Source organism: Actinopolyspora lacussalsi, from assembly GCA_030803735.1.
Lineage (GTDB): Bacteria > Actinomycetota > Actinomycetes > Mycobacteriales > Pseudonocardiaceae > Actinopolyspora > Actinopolyspora lacussalsi.
In genome coordinates this window covers 3,606,121-3,622,159 of the sequence record JAURUC010000001.1, presented here as the reverse complement: position 1 = coordinate 3,622,159, position 16,039 = coordinate 3,606,121, and the positions used below count along the sequence as shown (strand labels likewise).

General features: G+C 68.2%; 19 protein-coding genes and 2 tRNA genes. 10 read left to right on the top strand and 11 right to left on the bottom strand.

Annotated elements, in window-relative coordinates:
* The first annotated feature begins 92 nt into the window (after nt 1-92).
* A complete protein-coding gene (gene pknB / locus J2S53_RS16265) occupies nt 93-2,069 on the top strand; it encodes a Stk1 family PASTA domain-containing Ser/Thr kinase (RefSeq protein WP_456241685.1) in 1,977 nt (658 codons plus the stop codon).
* Between the two features lie 150 nt (nt 2,070-2,219).
* Here pknB and J2S53_RS16260 read toward each other — a convergent pair whose 3' ends face one another.
* On the bottom strand, nt 2,220-2,861 hold the full coding sequence (locus tag J2S53_RS16260) for an aminodeoxychorismate/anthranilate synthase component II (RefSeq protein WP_456241684.1): 642 nt from the start codon (nt 2,859-2,861) through the stop codon (nt 2,220-2,222).
* A 300-nt stretch (nt 2,862-3,161) separates the two neighbouring features.
* On the opposite strand from J2S53_RS16260, the gene J2S53_RS16255 reads away from it, so the two are divergent.
* Both J2S53_RS16255 and J2S53_RS16250 read left to right on the top strand, forming a co-directional pair.
* Nucleotides 3,162-4,466 (top strand): TrkH family potassium uptake protein, encoded by a 1,305-nt coding sequence (locus J2S53_RS16255; RefSeq protein WP_456242808.1) that lies wholly within the window; start codon nt 3,162-3,164, stop codon nt 4,464-4,466.
* A gap of 28 nt (nt 4,467-4,494) precedes the next feature.
* Nucleotides 4,495-5,133, top strand: coding sequence for an NAD-binding protein (locus tag J2S53_RS16250; RefSeq protein ID WP_092978117.1), 639 nt, complete (start codon nt 4,495-4,497; stop codon nt 5,131-5,133).
* 287 nt (nt 5,134-5,420) lie between these two features.
* Here J2S53_RS16250 and J2S53_RS16245 read toward each other — a convergent pair whose 3' ends face one another.
* The gene (locus tag J2S53_RS16245) at nt 5,421-5,576 is read right to left on the bottom strand and encodes a hypothetical protein (protein ID WP_092978119.1); all 156 of its coding nucleotides are present in this window, start codon (nt 5,574-5,576) and stop codon (nt 5,421-5,423) included.
* A gap of 28 nt (nt 5,577-5,604) precedes the next feature.
* The gene (locus tag J2S53_RS16240; protein ID WP_456241683.1) at nt 5,605-6,429 is read right to left on the bottom strand and encodes a class E sortase; all 825 of its coding nucleotides are present in this window, start codon (nt 6,427-6,429) and stop codon (nt 5,605-5,607) included.
* Between the two features lie 266 nt (nt 6,430-6,695).
* Here J2S53_RS16240 and crgA point away from each other — a divergent pair, with 266 nt between their 5' ends.
* Entirely contained in the window at nt 6,696-6,962 is a 267-nt protein-coding gene (gene crgA, locus J2S53_RS16235; protein WP_092627966.1) for a cell division protein CrgA, read from the top strand.
* Between the two features lie 88 nt (nt 6,963-7,050).
* Nucleotides 7,051-7,500 (top strand): PH domain-containing protein, encoded by a 450-nt coding sequence (locus J2S53_RS16230; RefSeq protein WP_456241682.1) that lies wholly within the window; start codon nt 7,051-7,053, stop codon nt 7,498-7,500.
* A gap of 174 nt (nt 7,501-7,674) precedes the next feature.
* On the opposite strand, the gene J2S53_RS16225 is transcribed toward J2S53_RS16230, so the two are convergent.
* Entirely contained in the window at nt 7,675-8,598 is a 924-nt protein-coding gene (locus J2S53_RS16225; protein WP_456241681.1) for a rhomboid family intramembrane serine protease, read from the bottom strand.
* Between the two features lie 57 nt (nt 8,599-8,655).
* Nucleotides 8,656-9,219, bottom strand: a complete 564-nt coding sequence (locus tag J2S53_RS16220; protein ID WP_175530086.1) for a peptidylprolyl isomerase — start codon at nt 9,217-9,219, stop codon at nt 8,656-8,658.
* A gap of 206 nt (nt 9,220-9,425) precedes the next feature.
* Here J2S53_RS16220 and J2S53_RS16215 point away from each other — a divergent pair, with 206 nt between their 5' ends.
* The 5 genes from J2S53_RS16215 (at nt 9,426) to J2S53_RS16195 (ending at nt 13,244) form a co-directional block, all read left to right on the top strand.
* Nucleotides 9,426-9,986 (top strand): hypothetical protein, encoded by a 561-nt coding sequence (locus tag J2S53_RS16215; protein ID WP_092925164.1) that lies wholly within the window; start codon nt 9,426-9,428, stop codon nt 9,984-9,986.
* Between the two features lie 116 nt (nt 9,987-10,102).
* A complete protein-coding gene (locus tag J2S53_RS16210; protein ID WP_456241680.1) occupies nt 10,103-10,630 on the top strand; it encodes an SRPBCC family protein in 528 nt (175 codons plus the stop codon).
* A 368-nt stretch (nt 10,631-10,998) separates the two neighbouring features.
* A complete protein-coding gene (locus J2S53_RS16205) occupies nt 10,999-11,259 on the top strand; it encodes a hypothetical protein (protein ID WP_456241679.1) in 261 nt (86 codons plus the stop codon).
* 340 nt (nt 11,260-11,599) lie between these two features.
* Complete coding sequence (locus tag J2S53_RS16200) at nt 11,600-12,163, top strand: TetR/AcrR family transcriptional regulator (RefSeq protein WP_456241678.1); 564 nt, start codon at nt 11,600-11,602, stop codon at nt 12,161-12,163.
* Nucleotides 12,164-12,269: 106 nt separating this feature from the next.
* Nucleotides 12,270-13,244, top strand: a complete 975-nt coding sequence (locus J2S53_RS16195) for an NAD-dependent epimerase/dehydratase family protein (RefSeq protein ID WP_456241677.1) — start codon at nt 12,270-12,272, stop codon at nt 13,242-13,244.
* Nucleotides 13,245-13,353: 109 nt separating this feature from the next.
* On the opposite strand, the gene J2S53_RS16190 is transcribed toward J2S53_RS16195, so the two are convergent.
* The 6 genes from J2S53_RS16190 to J2S53_RS16165 all read right to left on the bottom strand — a co-directional run bounded on the left by J2S53_RS16190 (nt 13,354) and on the right by J2S53_RS16165 (nt 15,989).
* On the bottom strand, nt 13,354-13,986 hold the full coding sequence (locus tag J2S53_RS16190) for a class I SAM-dependent methyltransferase (RefSeq protein WP_092978133.1): 633 nt from the start codon (nt 13,984-13,986) through the stop codon (nt 13,354-13,356).
* 245 nt (nt 13,987-14,231) lie between these two features.
* The gene (locus tag J2S53_RS16185; RefSeq protein ID WP_456241676.1) at nt 14,232-14,762 is read right to left on the bottom strand and encodes a DUF1648 domain-containing protein; all 531 of its coding nucleotides are present in this window, start codon (nt 14,760-14,762) and stop codon (nt 14,232-14,234) included.
* Nucleotides 14,763-14,893: 131 nt separating this feature from the next.
* Nucleotides 14,894-15,283, bottom strand: a complete 390-nt coding sequence (locus tag J2S53_RS16180; RefSeq protein WP_456241675.1) for a VOC family protein — start codon at nt 15,281-15,283, stop codon at nt 14,894-14,896.
* A 274-nt stretch (nt 15,284-15,557) separates the two neighbouring features.
* Nucleotides 15,558-15,633: transfer RNA gene (locus J2S53_RS16175), tRNA-Ala, on the bottom strand.
* Nucleotides 15,634-15,732: 99 nt separating this feature from the next.
* Nucleotides 15,733-15,849 carry a DLW-39 family protein gene (locus tag J2S53_RS16170; protein ID WP_130468691.1) on the bottom strand — a complete coding sequence of 39 codons (117 nt, stop codon included), beginning with the start codon at nt 15,847-15,849 and terminating at the stop codon, nt 15,733-15,735.
* Between the two features lie 66 nt (nt 15,850-15,915).
* Nucleotides 15,916-15,989, bottom strand: a tRNA-Ile gene (locus tag J2S53_RS16165).
* Nucleotides 15,990-16,039 lie beyond the last annotated feature (50 nt).

The following is a 16,039-nucleotide window of genomic DNA, read 5'->3' as shown; positions in this document are numbered from 1 at the left end:
CACCGCGCCCGGAACCGGTCGGCGACAGCCGTCACGACTTTCCGGGGCAACTTGATGGGACGCTCGTGGACACAGATCGGGACGACGCAGCGATGAGCTCACCGCGACTTCTCTCCAACCGCTACGAGATCGAGGACGCCCTCGGCTACGGGGGCATGTCCGAGGTACACCGTGGCCGTGACGTCCGGCTCAGCCGGGACGTCGCAGTGAAGGTGCTGCGCGCGGACCTCGCTCGGGATCCCACTTTCCAGTTGCGGTTCCGCAGGGAGGCACAGAACGCCGCCGCGCTGAACCACCCGGCCATCGTCGCCGTCTACGACACCGGCGAGACCGACTCCGAGAACGGGCCACTGCCGTACATCGTCATGGAGTACGTCAACGGCCGGACGCTTCGGGACATCGTCAAGACCGAGGGTCCCCTGGCACCGCGCCGCGCGATGGAGGTCATGGCCGACGCGTCCGCCGCGCTGGACTTCAGCCACCGGCACGGCATCGTGCACCGCGACGTGAAACCGGCCAACATCATGATCACCGATTCCGGCGCGGTGAAGGTGATGGACTTCGGGATCGCGCGGGCGGTGGCCGACGGACAGGCGGCCGTCACGCAGACCGCCGCGGTCATCGGCACGGCCCAGTACCTCTCCCCCGAGCAGGCCCGCGGCGAGACCGTGGACGCCCGCAGCGACGTCTACGCGTCGGGCTGCGTGCTCTACGAGCTGCTGTGCGGTGAACCGCCGTTCACCGGTGACTCGCCGGTGGCCGTGGCCTACCAGCACGTCCGGGAACAGCCCGGCAAACCCTCCGACGTCAACCAGCAGGTCCCCGCCGAGCTGGACGCGGTGATCCTCAAGGCGCTGAGCAAGAACCCGGAGAACCGCTACGAGTCGGCGGCCGAGATGCGTACCGACCTGGTGCGGGTGCTCTCCGGTCAGCGCCCCAGGGCGCCGCTGGTGATGTCAGAGGAGGAGCAGACCGAACTCACCGCCGGGGAGACCGAAACCACCCGGGTGAGCAACGAACGCGAGCCCCGCACGGCGGCGGCCATGCCGCCGGACTACGACGGCGACGACGAGGATTACGACCGCAGAAGGCGCAGGCGGTGGACGATCGGGCTGGTCACCGCCGCCTGCGTGGCGGTGTTCGCCCTGCTGGCCGGGCTGGCTCTGGTGATGTTCAACGGGAGCGGTTCGAAAGAGCCGGAACAACTCCGGCTGAATGATCTGACCGGCATGGAGGTTCAGGAGGCCAAGCAGCAGATCAAGGCTGCCGGATTCCAGAATGTCACGTACCCGGGTCAGCAGTCCGCCGCCAGCGAAGAGGGCACCATCATCAGCCAGACGCCCGGGGCCGGGATGTACCCGCCCGACCAGAGGATAGAGCTGATCAAGGGGACCGGCCCCGACTCGGTGAAGGTCCCCGACCTGCGCGGGATGACGATCGGAGAGGCCCGGGCCGCGCTGGATCAGAAGAACCTGGAGCTCGGGACCCGGCAGGAACGGGAAGTGCAGGACCAGTCGGACGTCGGCAAGATCATCGAACAGGACACCACCGGCCGGGCCGAAGCGGACAGCGCGATCAACGTCGTGGTGGGCAAGGCCATCCCGAAGCAGTCGTTGTCCGACGTGACCGGGCTCCAGGTCGAACAGGCCGAACAACTCCTGAGCTCGGCGGACTTCGACGTTTCGACCAAGGAAGTCGCCTCGACCGAGGACGAGGGCACCGTGGTCAGCCAGAGCCCCTCCGGCGGGTCGAGCGTGGCCAAGGGCTCCGAGGTCACGCTCTCCGTCTCGGACGGCTCGCAGATGTCGATGCCGGACCTGATCGGTTTCGACGAGTCCGAGGCCAAGTCCGCGCTGCGCGAGGCGGGCTTCAAGGGCACGGTCAGGACCGGCGAGCAGGCCGTTTCCGAGTCCTCGAAGGAGGACACGGTGGTGGCCACCTCCCCCTCGGCCGGGTCGAAGCTGGACCGCAACGGTGAGGTGACGCTGCGGATCGGCGTCGAACAGAGTGAGGAGAACCCCACCGAGACGTCGAGCACGGATCCTCCCGGGGGAGGCATCTTCGACTGATCGCCGCGGGCCCGGGACCCGTCACGGGTGGGAGCCACCGCCCCGGACGAATCGCACACGTCCGGGACCTGGCAACGCCCGTGACGTCTCGTGTCAGGCCCACCCAGGTGTCGGGTCGGTCCCGGTGTCGGGCGGGTCCCCGGCGGACGGTCAGCGCAGCGCGTTCGCGGCGAGCTCCCGCATGCCGCGTTCCAGCTCCTCGACCAGGTTCCAGTCCGGCGCGTACCCGGCGAGGTCCATCCAGTTGGCCAGCATGCGGTGCCCGCCCTCGGTCAGCACCGACTCGGGGTGGAACTGCACGCCCTCCAGCGGCAGCTCACGGTGCCGCAGTCCCATCACCACCCCGTCGGCGGTGCGTGCGGTGACGTCGAGCTCAGCGGGCACGCTGTCCGGGCGCAGGGTCAACGAGTGGTAGCGCGTCGCCACGAGCGGATGCGGCAACCCGGCGAACACACCGGCTTCCCCGTGCTCGATCTCGCTGGTCTTGCCGTGCAGCAGCTCCGGCGCCCGCTCGACGACGCCCCCCAGCGCGGCCCCCAACGCCTGGTGGCCGAGGCACACCCCCAGCAGCGGCCTGCTCTCGCGCACGCAACCGGTGACGAGCTCCAGGGAACGCCCGGCACCCTCGGGTTTGCCCGGCCCGGGACTGAGCAGCACACCGTCGGACCATCGGACGTCCTCGTCGGTCACGACGTCGTTGCGGCGAACCACGCACTCCACCCCGAGCTGAGCGAGGTACTGCACGAGGTTGTAGACGAAGCTGTCGTAGTTGTCGACCACCAGAACCCGCACGCCGGTCAGCCTACTTCGCCGGCCCCGTGGGCGGCGAGCCCCGGGAGGGCACCGCCCCGGCACGTGTCACCCGAATCACCCGATTCGCCCGCTGTACTGCGAAGACGCGGCGGGTCGCTCGTGATGGGCGACGATAATGCGATAGCCTCCGCGTCTCGTGGACACGCCTAGTTCCTCGGCGCCGGGACCAGCGGGGGCGCCGTGACGACCAGCGGGAGACCGAACGGGACGCTGACCGCCGTGGTGCGGCGGCCGGCCGCATTGCTGCGACTGTTCCTCCGGGCCAGCCACCCGGCCAGGATGGTGGTCATCGGCTTCGCGCTGGCCGTGCTCGTGGGAGCCGGACTGCTGATGCTGCCGGTCTCGACGGAGCAGGGCGGTACGACGGACTGGGTGACCGCGCTGTTCACCGCGACCTCGGCGGTGTGCGTGACCGGCCTGGTGGTGGTCGACACCGCCGCGCACTGGTCCACCTTCGGCGAAGTGGTGATCCTCGGACTCATCCAGGTGGGCGGCCTCGGCATCATGACGCTGGCTTCCCTGCTGGGCATGCTGGTGGTGCGCAGGCTGGGACTGCGAATGCGCCGCAGCGCCCAGACCGAGACGAAGAGCCTCGGCCTCGGTGACGTCCGCTCGGTGATCGCGGGAGTGATCACGCTGAGCCTCGCGATGGAGGCGATCACCGCGCTCGCGCTGACCCTCCGGTTCGTGCTCGGGTACGGCCAATCGTGGGGGGAGGGCGCCTACTTCGGGGTGTTCCACGCCGTCTCCGCGTTCAACAACGCCGGATTCGCGCTTTACCCCGACAGCCTGCAGCGCTACGCCACCGATCCGCTGGTGTGCCTGCCGGTGCTGTTCGCCGTCGTGGTCGGCGGGTTGGGGTTCCCGGTGCTGTTCGAGATCGGCCGCAGGCTGCGCGGCAAACGACGCCGCTGGTCGCTGCACGCGCGGGTGACGCTGCTGGCCTACTCCGCACTGCTGGTGGTCGGCGTGCTGGCCTTCGGCGCGTTCGAGTGGAACAATCCGGAGACCCTGGGGCCGCTGAATCCCGGGAGCAAACTGCTGATCGGGCTGTTCCACGGCATAACCCCCCGCACCGCCGGGTTCACCACCGTGGACATCGGCGAGATCAACCCGACCACGATGCTGGTCAACGACGTACTCATGTTCGTCGGCGGCGGCAGCGCGGGCACCGCGGGCGGTATCAAGGTCACCACTTTCGCGCTGCTGGCATTCGTGATATTCACCGAGGTGCGGGGCGAGGCGCAGGTGCACGTGCTGGGACGCAAACTACCGGTGGGGCTGCAGCGCCAGGCGCTTACCGTGGTGTTGGTGGCGGTGGGCATGGTGTTCACCGCGACGCTGCTGCTGCTCGTCATCACCCCCTTCGAACTGGACGTGACCCTGTTCGAATCGATCTCGGCCTTCGGTACCGTCGGTCTCTCCACCGGCATCACCGAACAGCTGCCGCGAGCGGGTGAGCTCGTACTGATCGTGCTGATGTTCACCGGCAGGCTGGGCCCGATCACCATGGCCTCCGCTCTGGCGTTGCGGGAGCGTGGCCGCCGTTACGACTTGCCGGAGGAGCGACCGATCGTTGGGTAGACAGAGTCACGGTGCACGCCCGTCCCGCGTGGTGGTGATCGGGCTGGGCCGCTTCGGCGGTTCGCTCGCGATGGAGCTCGTCGAGGGCGGTTCGGAGGTACTCGCGCTGGACAACCGGCCCTACCTGGTGCAGCAGTTCTCGGACGTGGTCACCCACGCGGCGGTGGCCGACACCACCGACCCCGAGGTGCTGCGCCAACTCGACGTGCCCGACTTCCGGCGTGCCGTGGTGGCGATCGGGGACGACCTGGAGGCCAGCATCCTGACCACATCGCTGCTGGCCGACTTCGAGATCCCCCACATCTGGGCGAAGGCGATCAGCAGGCAGCACGGCCGCATTCTCGAACGGGTCGGGGCCCACCGGGTCGTCCTACCGGAGCACGACATGGGTGAACGGGTGGCACACCTGGTGACCGGCCGGATGCTGGACTACATCCAGTTCGAGGACGACTACGCGATCGTCAAGACCCGCGCCCCCGCGGCGGCGGTGGAACGCCCGCTGAGCGAGACCAAGGTGCGCAGCAAGTACGGGGTGACGGTGGTGGGGATCAAGCGTCCCGGCGAGGGATTCACCTACGCCACGCAGGAAACCGTGCTGCATCACGGCGACATCCTGATCGTGTCCGGCCGGTCCAACGACGTCGAGCGGTTCGCCGACCTCACTTGACGGAAGTCTGAGCATCCAGGCTTGGCAGGGTGGTCACCCGGCGGAACCTCTCGGTGGGCTCTCGCTCCGGGAGACCCGACATCGGGTAGTTACTACACAACGTCGGGCCTTCCTCGCGAGAGCCCGCCGAGAGAACCCGCGGTCGGTACCGCTGCGAGGGTGTTGGGAGCTCGGCCCGCGTCGAAGCCGCGCGGCGATTTCGTGGGAAATCGCCGGCGGGTCGGAGTGGTCCGACACCGAGAACGCGGGCCGGAACGGGTGGCGGGACCACTGATTCCCGCGAGGGTTCATTCCAGGGTGGGGTCGCCGAACGGCAGCAGCGGCTCGACCGCGGGAAAGACCACGAACAGCAGCAGCGCGATCACCCCGGCCACCAGCAGCAGTGCCGTGACGGCCCGCACCGCGAGCGGCCCGGGCAGCCGGCGCCAGATCCATGCGTACATTCCACAACCCGCTCTCGTGTCGCGGTGCTCAGCCGCCCAGTTCCGGCGGCCGGAGATCCGGCCGGTCCGCCACCTTCGGATAACGCTTGGTCAGCACGCCGTGCACGATCATCCGCTTCTCGGCCGAGTAGCGCGGATGACAGGTGGTGAGCGTGATCAGCCTGCTGCGCCACTGCTCGGGCACCGTCCCACGGGACACGCCGGGCACGGGGTGGATGACCTCGCGACGTTGTGGCTCGACGATGTTCCTGCCGAAGACCTCGCTGTAGGGGCCTCCGATCGGTGCCGCACCGGCACAGCGTTCCGGAGCGGTTTCCGGGTCCCAGTCGGCGGCCTCGCCCCGCAGCGGGAGCACTCGGTAGACGTACCACTCGCTGGCCGTTTCGACGACCATCGCGTCGCAGGAGCCGAGCCGGTCGAGATCCCCGAACGGGGCCATGCGTCCGGAGCGGTGCCCGGCGAGGGCGAAGTTGCCCCGCTCCCCGGGAAGGGCCGTACCGGTGTAGTGCCCCGGCCCGGCGGCCAGGGTGTCCTGGTCGGTGCCCTCCAGGACGGTGAAGGGGAAGCCCGATCCCAGTGCCGGTACGTAGAGCCGGGCGAAGCCACGCCCGGGGATGGGCTCCGGTGCCCGGTCCTCGGGGGAGACCTCCTGCCAACGATCACTCAACCGCTGCGTGGCATCGGCCTGCTGGCGTGCCGAGAACCAGCTGGTCACCTGCACCTCGTAGAACACGAAGAGCAGCACCACCAGCCCCAGTGTGATGAGCCCCTCCCCGAATCCGCGCAGCACCGCGCGCAACCGACCCGGCCGCCGCTCCGGCGGCGGTGCCTGCGGCGGCGTGTCGAGACTCACCATGACGTCCTCACCGACCCCGATCGAGGGATATCGACAGCAGCATACGGGTTGTTCGGAAAATCGGGATATTGCGTTAACGTGTGAGTGGAGACAAGTCGCCTCGGGGCGGTTCGCCCGCCGCCGGTCGCCGGGCACCTACGGTGCCGGTCCGGTCGAACGTGCGGATCACCTCGCTGGGCGGCGTGTGGAACGTGTCGAGGAAGGTCCGTCTCACCGGGCGAGCAGCACGGTCGGGGCGGCCGAACCCACCTGGCGAGGACACCATGCCCAAGTCAAAGGTCCGCAAGAAGACCTCCTCACCCCCGCCAGTAGATCGCCGCACACCGGTGAAGGCGAAGTCAGCCGGACCCTCCCACCCCATCTACGTCGGCGTGATGCTCGGCATGATGGTGCTGGGCCTGCTGTGGCTGGTGGTCAACTATCTGGCGGGCCCCAAGATCCCGTTCATGGCCGATCTCGGGCCGTGGAACTTCGCCGTCGGCTTCGGATTCATGATCATCGGGCTGTTGATGACCATGAAATGGCGGTGAGAGCTGTCCGGGCCGGGACGCCGAATAACACGAATGTAAGTCATCCCCATGTGGACAACTCCTGTGGACAACTTCGTTCGGATAGCCGTTGAGCTGCGATGACAACTCCGGCGTTCCCGGCGCGGCGCAATCCCGGATCTGGTCCACACCGGTAGGCGCGCTGGTGCTCTGCTGGGTGGTGGCCGCGGGACTGGTACCCGTGGTGTGGCTGGCCGGGAGCAGCCTCGACCGCGTCTTCCTCGGCGCCGCCCTGGCGGTGGTCGTGGTGGTCGCGGGATGTCTGACCTACCTGCGCCCCAGGCTTCGTGCCGATCCCGACGGGATAACCGTGCGCACGCTCGGTGGCAGCCACCGCTGGCCCTGGGCACGGCTCTCGTACCGCGTCACCACCAGCAGCCGGTTCGGCCGCACCGTGCCGATGCTGGAGATCGAGGTTCCCGAAGCGGATCTGACCGGTGGACTGCTGCTGTTGGGGCGGTTCGATCTGGGCGCGGAACCGGCCGAAGTGGCCGAGGACCTCGAAACGCTGCGGCGCTGAGAAACACGGCGGCACTGAGGAACGCCCGGCGCTGAAACTGCCGCGGCTGATGTCTCCGACCGCGTCGAGACCGCGCTCCCGGCACTCCCGAAGCGGCGCTCGGCGTCCCACGAACTCACACGGCTCCCGGTGCGGACGCGGTGCGGACGAGTCCCGGTGCGGCGGGAGTCCGGATCAGTCCGTCCGCACGCAGAGCTCCCTGCCCTGCAGCACGTCGCACACCGTGCCGCCGAGTATCGCGTCGCGGGTGAGCATCGCGGCCACGATCACCAGGAACACCGCGACCAGTCCTCCGGCCTGCCAGCGGTTGCGGCGCGCGGCGGGCGCGTACAGCAGCGCGGCGGTGGACACCGCACCCAGCACGAGTCCACCGAGGTGCCCGAACAGCGAGATGTTCGGGATGGTGACGGTAAGCACCACGTTGAGCCCGATCACGAGCAGGATGGGCCTTATGTTCAGCTTCAGGCGCCATGCGGCCACGGCCAGCCCGCCGAACAACCCGTACAACGCGGCCGAGGCACCGGCCGTCCGCGTGAACGGCGCGTCGAACAGGAAGACGAACATGCTGCCGCCGAGCAGCGAGAGCAGGTAGACGGCGGAGAACCGGAGTCTGCCGAGCAACAACTCCAGATCACGACCGACCACCCACAGCGCGATCATGTTGATCAGCAGGTGAATCAGCCCGAAGTGCAGGAAGGCCGAGGTGAAAACCCGCCACCACTGGTCTCCCGCCACCTGTGCGGGCATCAACCACCACGCCTGGAACAGCGGGGCGGAGCTGTTGGCGGCGGCCGAACCAGCCTGGACCGCGGTGAGCACGTAGAGCAGCACGTTCACCGCGATCAGCCCGGGAACCAACACGGGTTTGCTCCGCAGCGGAGCCCCCGCCACGGTCACCGGCTGGCGAACACCGCGCTGTCCCTGCTTGACGCAGTCCACGCAGTGCTGCCCCACCGAGGCGTCCCGCAGGCACTCCGGGCAAGCGGGGCGCCCGCAACGCGTGCAGCTCAGTCCGGTCTGCCGGTCCGGGTGACGCGGACACGTCGGCATTCCCTGGGGACTGTTCGGGTCCCCGCCCTGTCCGGGTGGAACGTTCACCTCGAACCCCGCTCCACGTGCGAGGCGCGCGACCGGCACCGGCCGCGTCGCCACGGCTCAGGCTTCGGCGGTCTCGCCACGTTCGATGGTCACCTTCTCGATGACGATGTCGTTGACAGGACGATCGCCCTGACCGGTGGCGGTGTTGGCGATCTCGTCCACCACGTTACGCGATTCCTGGTCGGCGACCTCGCCGAAGATGGTGTGCTTGTAGTTCAACCACGTGGTCGGCGCGACCGAGATGAAGAACTGCGAGCCGTTGGTGTTCGGCCCAGCGTTGGCCATGGCCAACAGGTACGGCCGGTTGAACTGCAACTCGGGGTGGAACTCGTCGGAGAACGTGTAACCGGGGCCACCACGACCGGTACCGGTCGGATCCCCGGTCTGGATCATGAAACCATCGATGACCCGGTGAAAGATCACACCGTCGTAGAACGGGCCGGACCGTTCACCCCGGGCGTTGGGCTCCGTGTAGTCCGCCGTCCCCTCCGCGAGCCCGACGAAGTTGGACACGGTCTTTGGAGCCTGGTTCGGGAACAACTCGACTCGAATATTGCCCTGCGTAGTATGCAGGGTCGCGGTCACTGTCGTTCCCACGAGCGATCCGTTGTCTGCCACCATCTCATCCTCGCATCGACGAGCGTACGAACCGCCACAGGGTGCAGTATGGGGTTTGATCGTCAAGGAGTGCGCGGTACCCGGTGAACGCGAAGCGAGCACCGGGTCCACAGCTCGCTGATCACGGCGGTAATCCCGCGAAAGCCGGACGATCAGCGGTGCCACCCGGGCGAGGAGTCCGGCAGGGCCCAGGAATAGGAGGCAACAGCATGGACGAGGTCAAAGCGATGTCCCGCGCCGGCGAGAACGTGGGCAGGGCCGTCGGCACCGGAGTGAAGGGCGCCAAGCACGGTGCGGTCAAGGCCCGCACCGTGGGATCGAAGGTGTCCAAGCAGGCCGCGGCACTGGCCGAACAGGAGCTGGCCGCACGCGGCATCTCCACGGACGACCTGCAGGAACGCATCGCGCAGCGGGCCACCGGAATGTCCCGCAAGGAACTCGCCAAACGCGGCAAGAAGGCCCGCAAGGCGTGGGACAAGCGGACCGCCAAGCAGCGCAAGCAGCTCGCCAAGAGCGCCGAGGTCGCGCGCAAGGAGCTTGCGGGGCGGATCGATCCGGGCAAGCCCAAGCGGCGCAAGTGGCCGTGGGTGGTGCTGATCCTCGCCGGAACCGCGGCAGCGGCGGCAGCCGCCCTCTCGCGCCGTCCCGAGGAACTGCCGATCGACGACGGGCAGTTCCCCCCGAACGAGCCGCAGGGCCAGAGCCCCGCGTCGACCGAGAACGGCCAGGTTTCGGACAAGCAGCCGCACCAGGGGTCGCAGAATCACTGACCGACGGTGAACGACAGCGGATGTGGGGGCCGGTGGTTCTCGTACCGGCCCCCACGCCGGTAATCCCGGGCGATTCGTCGGAGCGATTTGTCAGGGTGGCTCGGCAGAGTACGCGTATGGCCGAGCCCGAGATCGACACGCGCTTCGAGCTGCACGCCGCCGTACACATCGACGCCGCTCCCCACACCGTCTACGACACCGTCAGCGATATCACCCGCATGGGCGAGTGGAGCCCCGAGAACACCGGTGGGGAATGGCTCACCGGCCCACCCGGACAACCCGGAGCCCGCTTCCACGGCCACAACAGGGACGAGCAGCGCGACTGGACCACCGAGTGCGAGGTCCTGGAGGCCGACCGCCCCCGCCTGTTCTCGTGGTGCGTCCACAGCAGTGTGAACGCGGCCGACACCTCGATCTGGTCGTTCGAGGTCACTCCTGCCGAGGGCGGTTGTCTGCTGACCCAGCGGTACGTGATGAGTGAACTACGCCACGGGCTGCGGATCCAGCTCGCCGAGCTCTCCGAGCAACAGGCGGCGCTGTTCCTGGCCCGCCGCAGGTCGCGACTGGAGGGCGGGATGCGCCACACCGTCCGCGCCGTGAAGCGAACCGTCGAGCAGGCACACGGCCGCGCCGCGACCGACTGAAGTAACCCGGCACGAAGCCCGGTACGGAGCGGAGACCGGGCTGTCCGACGCACCGACAGGCTTTCCGGCCACCAGCGGCCGCGCCACGGTTTCCCGAACCGGTCATAACGACCGGGTAGCGGAACGAAATCGGACGGATCTAGTCACGTCACGAGCGGGCGGACCGTGCGTCCCACGGACAACGGACGGCAACGGGGAGCCCCGGCGCCGAGGGCACGCGTCCGTGAGCACCGCCCGGTCATCGGCGTTCACGGGGGAGGGATCGGGCGGTGCACCGGGGCCCGAACCGGGGAAGTTCGGGCCCCTCCCCCACAACGACGACAACGCGACAACCGAGCGGAACGATCCGGAGAACAGGAGAGGAAACGATGTCCGACAACCTCACGAACGAGACGATGAACCCGATCTTCGCCGAACTGGCCCGCGAACTGTCCGATCCGATCGACTCCGAGATCGCCGTTTCCGAGCCGCCCGAGTTCGCGGACCTGCTGGTCGACTCGGCGCTCAGCGGCAGGCACCGCGACAACGAGGAGGCCGGGACCGATTCCGTCGACAGCGAGTCGAGCGGAACGGGTCGGTCGGATGTGGCGGTGCTGCAGACCGCTGGTCGGCACGCCCAGTCGAATTGAGCCCGTTCGGTACGCGCGTCGGGCGGTCCGGACTCGACGTTTCGAGGCACCGGCACAACAGGACATCGTTCGTCCCACGAAGCAGTCGGGTGTCGCTGCTCCGTTCCCGGCCGGAGCGGCGGAGTCGAACCGCGGTTGTTCCTGAGCGGTCATGCGTTCAGCGTCCTTTTTCGGACACTTTCTGTACGGAACCGCGGAAGGCGCACTGTGTGACCCGCTTGACGTGCGTTGGGATCAGCGGCACGAAGAACAGCGTCAACACGGTCAGCACGCGGGTCGGGCTGTGCGCCGCCTCGGAGCTACTTGCGACCCCACGATAGTGAATGTACAGTCACTCACTATGCGGACGGGTTCCAGAGCGACAGCCGAGGAGCGCAGGCGCGCCGTCATCCGCAGCGCGGTGACCGTGTTCGCCCGCTCCGGGTACGAGACCAGCCCGGTCACTCGAGTGGCCGAGCACGCGGGAATCTCCTCGGCCTACGTCATGAAGTTGTTCCCACGCAAGATCGACCTGTTCGTCGCGGCGATCGGTGACTGCTACGACCGCATACTCGACGAACTCGCGGAAGCCGCCGAGGAGGCCGGGGACGCGGAGACCGACGAGATCCTGAACAGGATGGGAGCCCGGTACGCCGAACTGATCGGTGACCGCGACCTGTTGCTGCTACAGGTGCAGGCACTGGCCTCGACCCAGCTCCCGGAAGTGGCATCGGCCGTGCGCGACGGCGTCGGACGGATCACCTCCCTGGTGGTCTCCAGGGCACGGGCCGACGCGAGCCAGGCGCAGCACTTTCTGGCACGCGGCCAGTTGTGCCACCTGCTGACCGCGATCGACGCGTTCGACACCGATGCCGACTGGGCGAACTCGCTCACGAAGGGATTCCGGCACAGCCCGGCCTCCTGACCACTGTTCTCCGCCCCGACCGAAAGACCTCACGGCGGCGAACATCACGGCGGCTGTTGTCGCCCACAAAAGTGAATGAACATTCACTCACGAATCGGAGGGAACGATGAACACGACCACCGGCAAACCACACGTCGTACTCGGCGCGGGTCCCGCCGGCAGAACCCTCGTGGACGAACTGCTCGCACGTGGCCTGCGGGTACGACACGTCAACCGCACCCCGATCGACGACGCTCCCGCCGGAGTCGAAACGGTGACGGCCGACATCTCCTCACCCGAGCGGGCGGTGGCGGCGACCGAGGGAGCCGCGACGATCTACCACGCCGTCAACGTGCCCTACCACCTCCAGGTGGAGGCGATACCGAACATCGGCCGAGCGGTGCTCACCGCCGCACACCGGAACGACGCGAGGCTGGTGGTGCTCGACACGCTCTATCCCTACGGCGAGGCCGACGGCGCGGCGATCACGGAACAGACCCCTTGGGAGGCGACGAGCCGCAAGGGTCGGATGCGCGCCGCGCTGGACCGTGCCTACCTGGACGCGCACCACACCGGCGAAGCGAGAGTCGCACTGGGACGGGCCGCCGACTTCTACGGGCCGCGGGTGGTGAACTCCACGCTGGGGGGAGCGTTCTTCCCCGCCGTGCTGACCGGCGAGCCCGCCCTGGGATTCGGCGACATCACACTGCCGCACAGCTACTCCTACCTGCCCGACATCGCCACCGGGCTGGTCGACCTCGGGACCACCACCGACGAGGCGGCGCTCGGCCGGGTGTGGCACCTGCCCACGGTGCCCGCGGTCAGCACCGAGCACATCCACGCACTCGTCGAACGGATCATCGGCGGCGGCATCACCACACGGGTGCTCGACCAACCGGTGGCCACCGGACCGTTCGACGAGCGGTTCATGAGCGAGTACGCCGAGATCTTCTACCAGCACCTCGTGCCGCAGAACATGGTCTCGACACCGTTCGAGCGGCACTTCGACCGTCGACCCACCCCGCTCGTCGACGGCTTGCGCGCCACCGTCGAGTGGTATCGCGACTTCCTGACCGCTCGACAGGACACCCGGAATCCGTAACGGAAGGCTCGGGGCCACAGCTCCACCGCGGCGAAGCACCGGACGATTCGGGGAACGACACGGGCAACGACCACAGCTCCGGGCGACCTCGCCACGGACCCGGTAGGCGTCACGACGCGGGACTGCGGGCGACCAGGCGCTCCACCATGCCGAGCTTGAACCTCTCGTGCCGCTGCAGCTCGAAACCGGCCGCGCGGACCTGCTCGATCGGACGACGCCGGAAGTGCTCCCCAGCCTGCGGAACCATGACCAGATCCAGCAGTCGCTGCACCACCCGCACCGGCCGAGAGGTACTCACCACGTGGTCGGCCAACAACAGCAACCCACCCGGCTTGAGCACACGATCCATCTCGGAGAACGCGGCACGGACATCGGGAACCGCGCACAGCGAGAAGGTGCAGACGACCGTGTCGAACGAGGAATCCGGGAAGGCCAACCGCTGCGCGTCACCGATGCCGAGTTCCACCGAACGCCCCGACCTCTCGGCGCGACGGCGCGCCTGGTCGAGCATCCCCGTGCTGATGTCCACCCCCGTCAATCGAATCCCGGCCGGATACCGGTCGAGGTTGAGCCCGGTGCCGATGGCCACCTCCAGCACCTCCCCCTCCGCCAGCCCGCACAACCACTGCCTGGTGTCACCGAAGAAGCGGCGCTCGATGCGCCCCATCTGCCGGTCGTAGCTCGGGGACTGCCGATCCCAGTGCCGCCGGGACCGCTCGAGTTTCGTTGCCGTCGTCCGCATTTCCCACCTGTGCTTTCCGCTTCGGCGCTTGTCGACCGGAGACGACATTCAAGTTACTCCCGAACGACAACGGCGTGCCGTTTCCGGGATTCGCGAAGCACCGAGGCAACCTAGGCGGCCACCGAAGAGGTGCCGCTCCCGTGCGCATGCGGGCTGCCCGGCGTGCGTCACTCGGAAACCCGGCTTCGTCCGACCGGGCGTATCCACCGGGCGTATCCACCGGGCACGGACCCAAGGCGGGAATCTCAGCGGGTGGTTCGACGCTTCTCCACCCGATCCCGCCGAGCCGCGACGAACAGCGGCACCAACCCGGCGACGAAGAGCACGAGGAACACCGGGAGCGGCCACCAGCCGACCTCGGCCGTCCGTATGGTGCGCCACTGGACGGCGCACAGCGGTAGCAGCGCCGTGCCCAGGGCGGCGTTGAGCACCAGGACTGCCCTGGCCTGCCGCACCGCCGAGGCTCTGGTGGCGGGGCGCTTGACCGCGCCGGTGCGAGCGGCGGACGGCAGCTCGTTCTCGGGTTCGGTCCGTGCGACGGCGAAGGCGGCGCCCGCGAACAGCACCGTGGTCACGATGTAGAGGAAGACGGGCACGAAGGCGGAGCCGACGGATTTGCGTGCCCACGCGTCGACCCCGCCCGGACCGATGTGCTGAGGCACCGTTTCGGGCAGTTCGGGATACACCGTCGCCCCCCAAGCACTCATGCCGACCAGGAGCACGAGACTCGGCACCAACCACGGCCACGGGAACCGTGGCCTGCTCTCCGTGGACATCGCACATCACCCCGCTGAACCGTCCCGCCCCGGCACGCCCCCTGTACGGCACCGTGCGGGCAGTTGTGAAATTTTGTCGAGCTCGACGAAACCCACCCACGAAGAAGGGCCGCGCCGGGCACGCGGCCCCGTCAGAGCGGGTTGAGACGGGCCTTGAGCAGGCAGAACTCGTTGCCCTCGGGATCGGCGAGGACGTTCCACTGCTCCTCGCCGGTCTGGCCGATGTCGGCCGGGCGCGCCCCGAGCGCGCGGAGGCGTTCGAGTTCGGCGTCCTGATCGCGATCAGTGGGGTTGAGATCGATGTGCAGTCGAGACTTTCCCCGGCACGGCTCGCCCCCGCTCCGGAGGATGATCGTCGGCTGTGGGCCACCGAACCCTTCGCGCGGCCCGATCTCGATGGCGTAGTCCTCCCCGGCGTATTCGCGGCCGAGCTCCACGAAGTCCAGGACCTCGCACCAGAACCGCGCCAGCACCTCGGGATCGCGACAATCGAGCACGAGCTCGCCGATACGACACGCCATTGACGAAACCTGCTTTCAGCTCAGCGACCGGACGGCCACGCGCGGATCTCGCGCTCCCACCGTGGGAACCGCTCGAGATCGTAATGGGCGACTCGAACCGGCGCGAAGGGTTTTTTCGAATCCGCGACCGACCGTGCGACACACGTGGCCGCAAGGTTTCAGCGGTTCCCGCTGCCGGGGAGTCCGGTTCGGCGGCTGTGCCCCGGACACGCCCCGGGACGCGTCACGCGGTGGAACACGAAAAAGGACCAGGCCAAATGACCTGGTCCTTCGTTGGTGGAGACGAGGGGAATCGAACCCCTAACCCCCGCCTTGCAAAAGCGGTGCTCTGCCGATTGAGCTACGTCCCCTCGCAGCGCCGAAGCACTGCCCCACGGCCCGCGGACAACGTTGCCCGATCGGTGGTGTCGTAGTGGGACACCCCGAAGCGCGGCCGAACCGCGGTTCGCTCAGACCTCCGCGGTAGCTTCACGCCACAGATCGGCCTCCGCCTTGGCCGCGGTCTTGCGACGCACGACGAACAGGACGGCACCGGCAACAGCAGCGAGAACGAGCAGCTTCTTCACTTCGGACGCCTCCTACTACGAACGTATGCCGCCGCCGCGATAATCGCAGCGGCGGCACGTGTCACGTGGGCCTAGGAGGACTTGAACCTCCGACCTCTTCGTTATCAGCAAAGCGCTCTAACCGACTGAGCTATAGGCCCTGCGTGCGGTTATAGATACTACACACCCACACGATCGTCTTCCAAAGGGG

Excerpts from the sequence above, each read along its gene's own strand:
- J2S53_RS16185 (WP_456241676.1), bottom strand. The coding sequence starts at position 14,762 with ATGTCCACGGAGAGCAGGCCACGGTTCCCGTGGCCGTGGTTGGTGCCG.
- J2S53_RS16245 (WP_092978119.1), bottom strand. The coding sequence starts at position 5,576 with ATGTACGCATGGATCTGGCGCCGGCTGCCCGGGCCGCTCGCGGTGCGG.
- J2S53_RS16205 (WP_456241679.1), top strand. The coding sequence starts at position 10,999 with ATGTCCGACAACCTCACGAACGAGACGATGAACCCGATCTTCGCCGAA.
- pknB (WP_456241685.1), top strand. The coding sequence starts at position 93 with ATGAGCTCACCGCGACTTCTCTCCAACCGCTACGAGATCGAGGACGCC.
- J2S53_RS16195 (WP_456241677.1), top strand. The coding sequence starts at position 12,270 with ATGAACACGACCACCGGCAAACCACACGTCGTACTCGGCGCGGGTCCC.
- J2S53_RS16180 (WP_456241675.1), bottom strand. The coding sequence starts at position 15,283 with ATGGCGTGTCGTATCGGCGAGCTCGTGCTCGATTGTCGCGATCCCGAG.
- crgA (WP_092627966.1), top strand. The coding sequence starts at position 6,696 with ATGCCCAAGTCAAAGGTCCGCAAGAAGACCTCCTCACCCCCGCCAGTA.
- J2S53_RS16200 (WP_456241678.1), top strand. The coding sequence starts at position 11,600 with ATGCGGACGGGTTCCAGAGCGACAGCCGAGGAGCGCAGGCGCGCCGTC.
- J2S53_RS16215 (WP_092925164.1), top strand. The coding sequence starts at position 9,426 with ATGGACGAGGTCAAAGCGATGTCCCGCGCCGGCGAGAACGTGGGCAGG.
- J2S53_RS16255 (WP_456242808.1), top strand. The coding sequence starts at position 3,162 with ATGGTGGTCATCGGCTTCGCGCTGGCCGTGCTCGTGGGAGCCGGACTG.
- J2S53_RS16190 (WP_092978133.1), bottom strand. The coding sequence starts at position 13,986 with ATGCGGACGACGGCAACGAAACTCGAGCGGTCCCGGCGGCACTGGGAT.
- J2S53_RS16210 (WP_456241680.1), top strand. The coding sequence starts at position 10,103 with ATGGCCGAGCCCGAGATCGACACGCGCTTCGAGCTGCACGCCGCCGTA.
- J2S53_RS16220 (WP_175530086.1), bottom strand. The coding sequence starts at position 9,219 with ATGGTGGCAGACAACGGATCGCTCGTGGGAACGACAGTGACCGCGACC.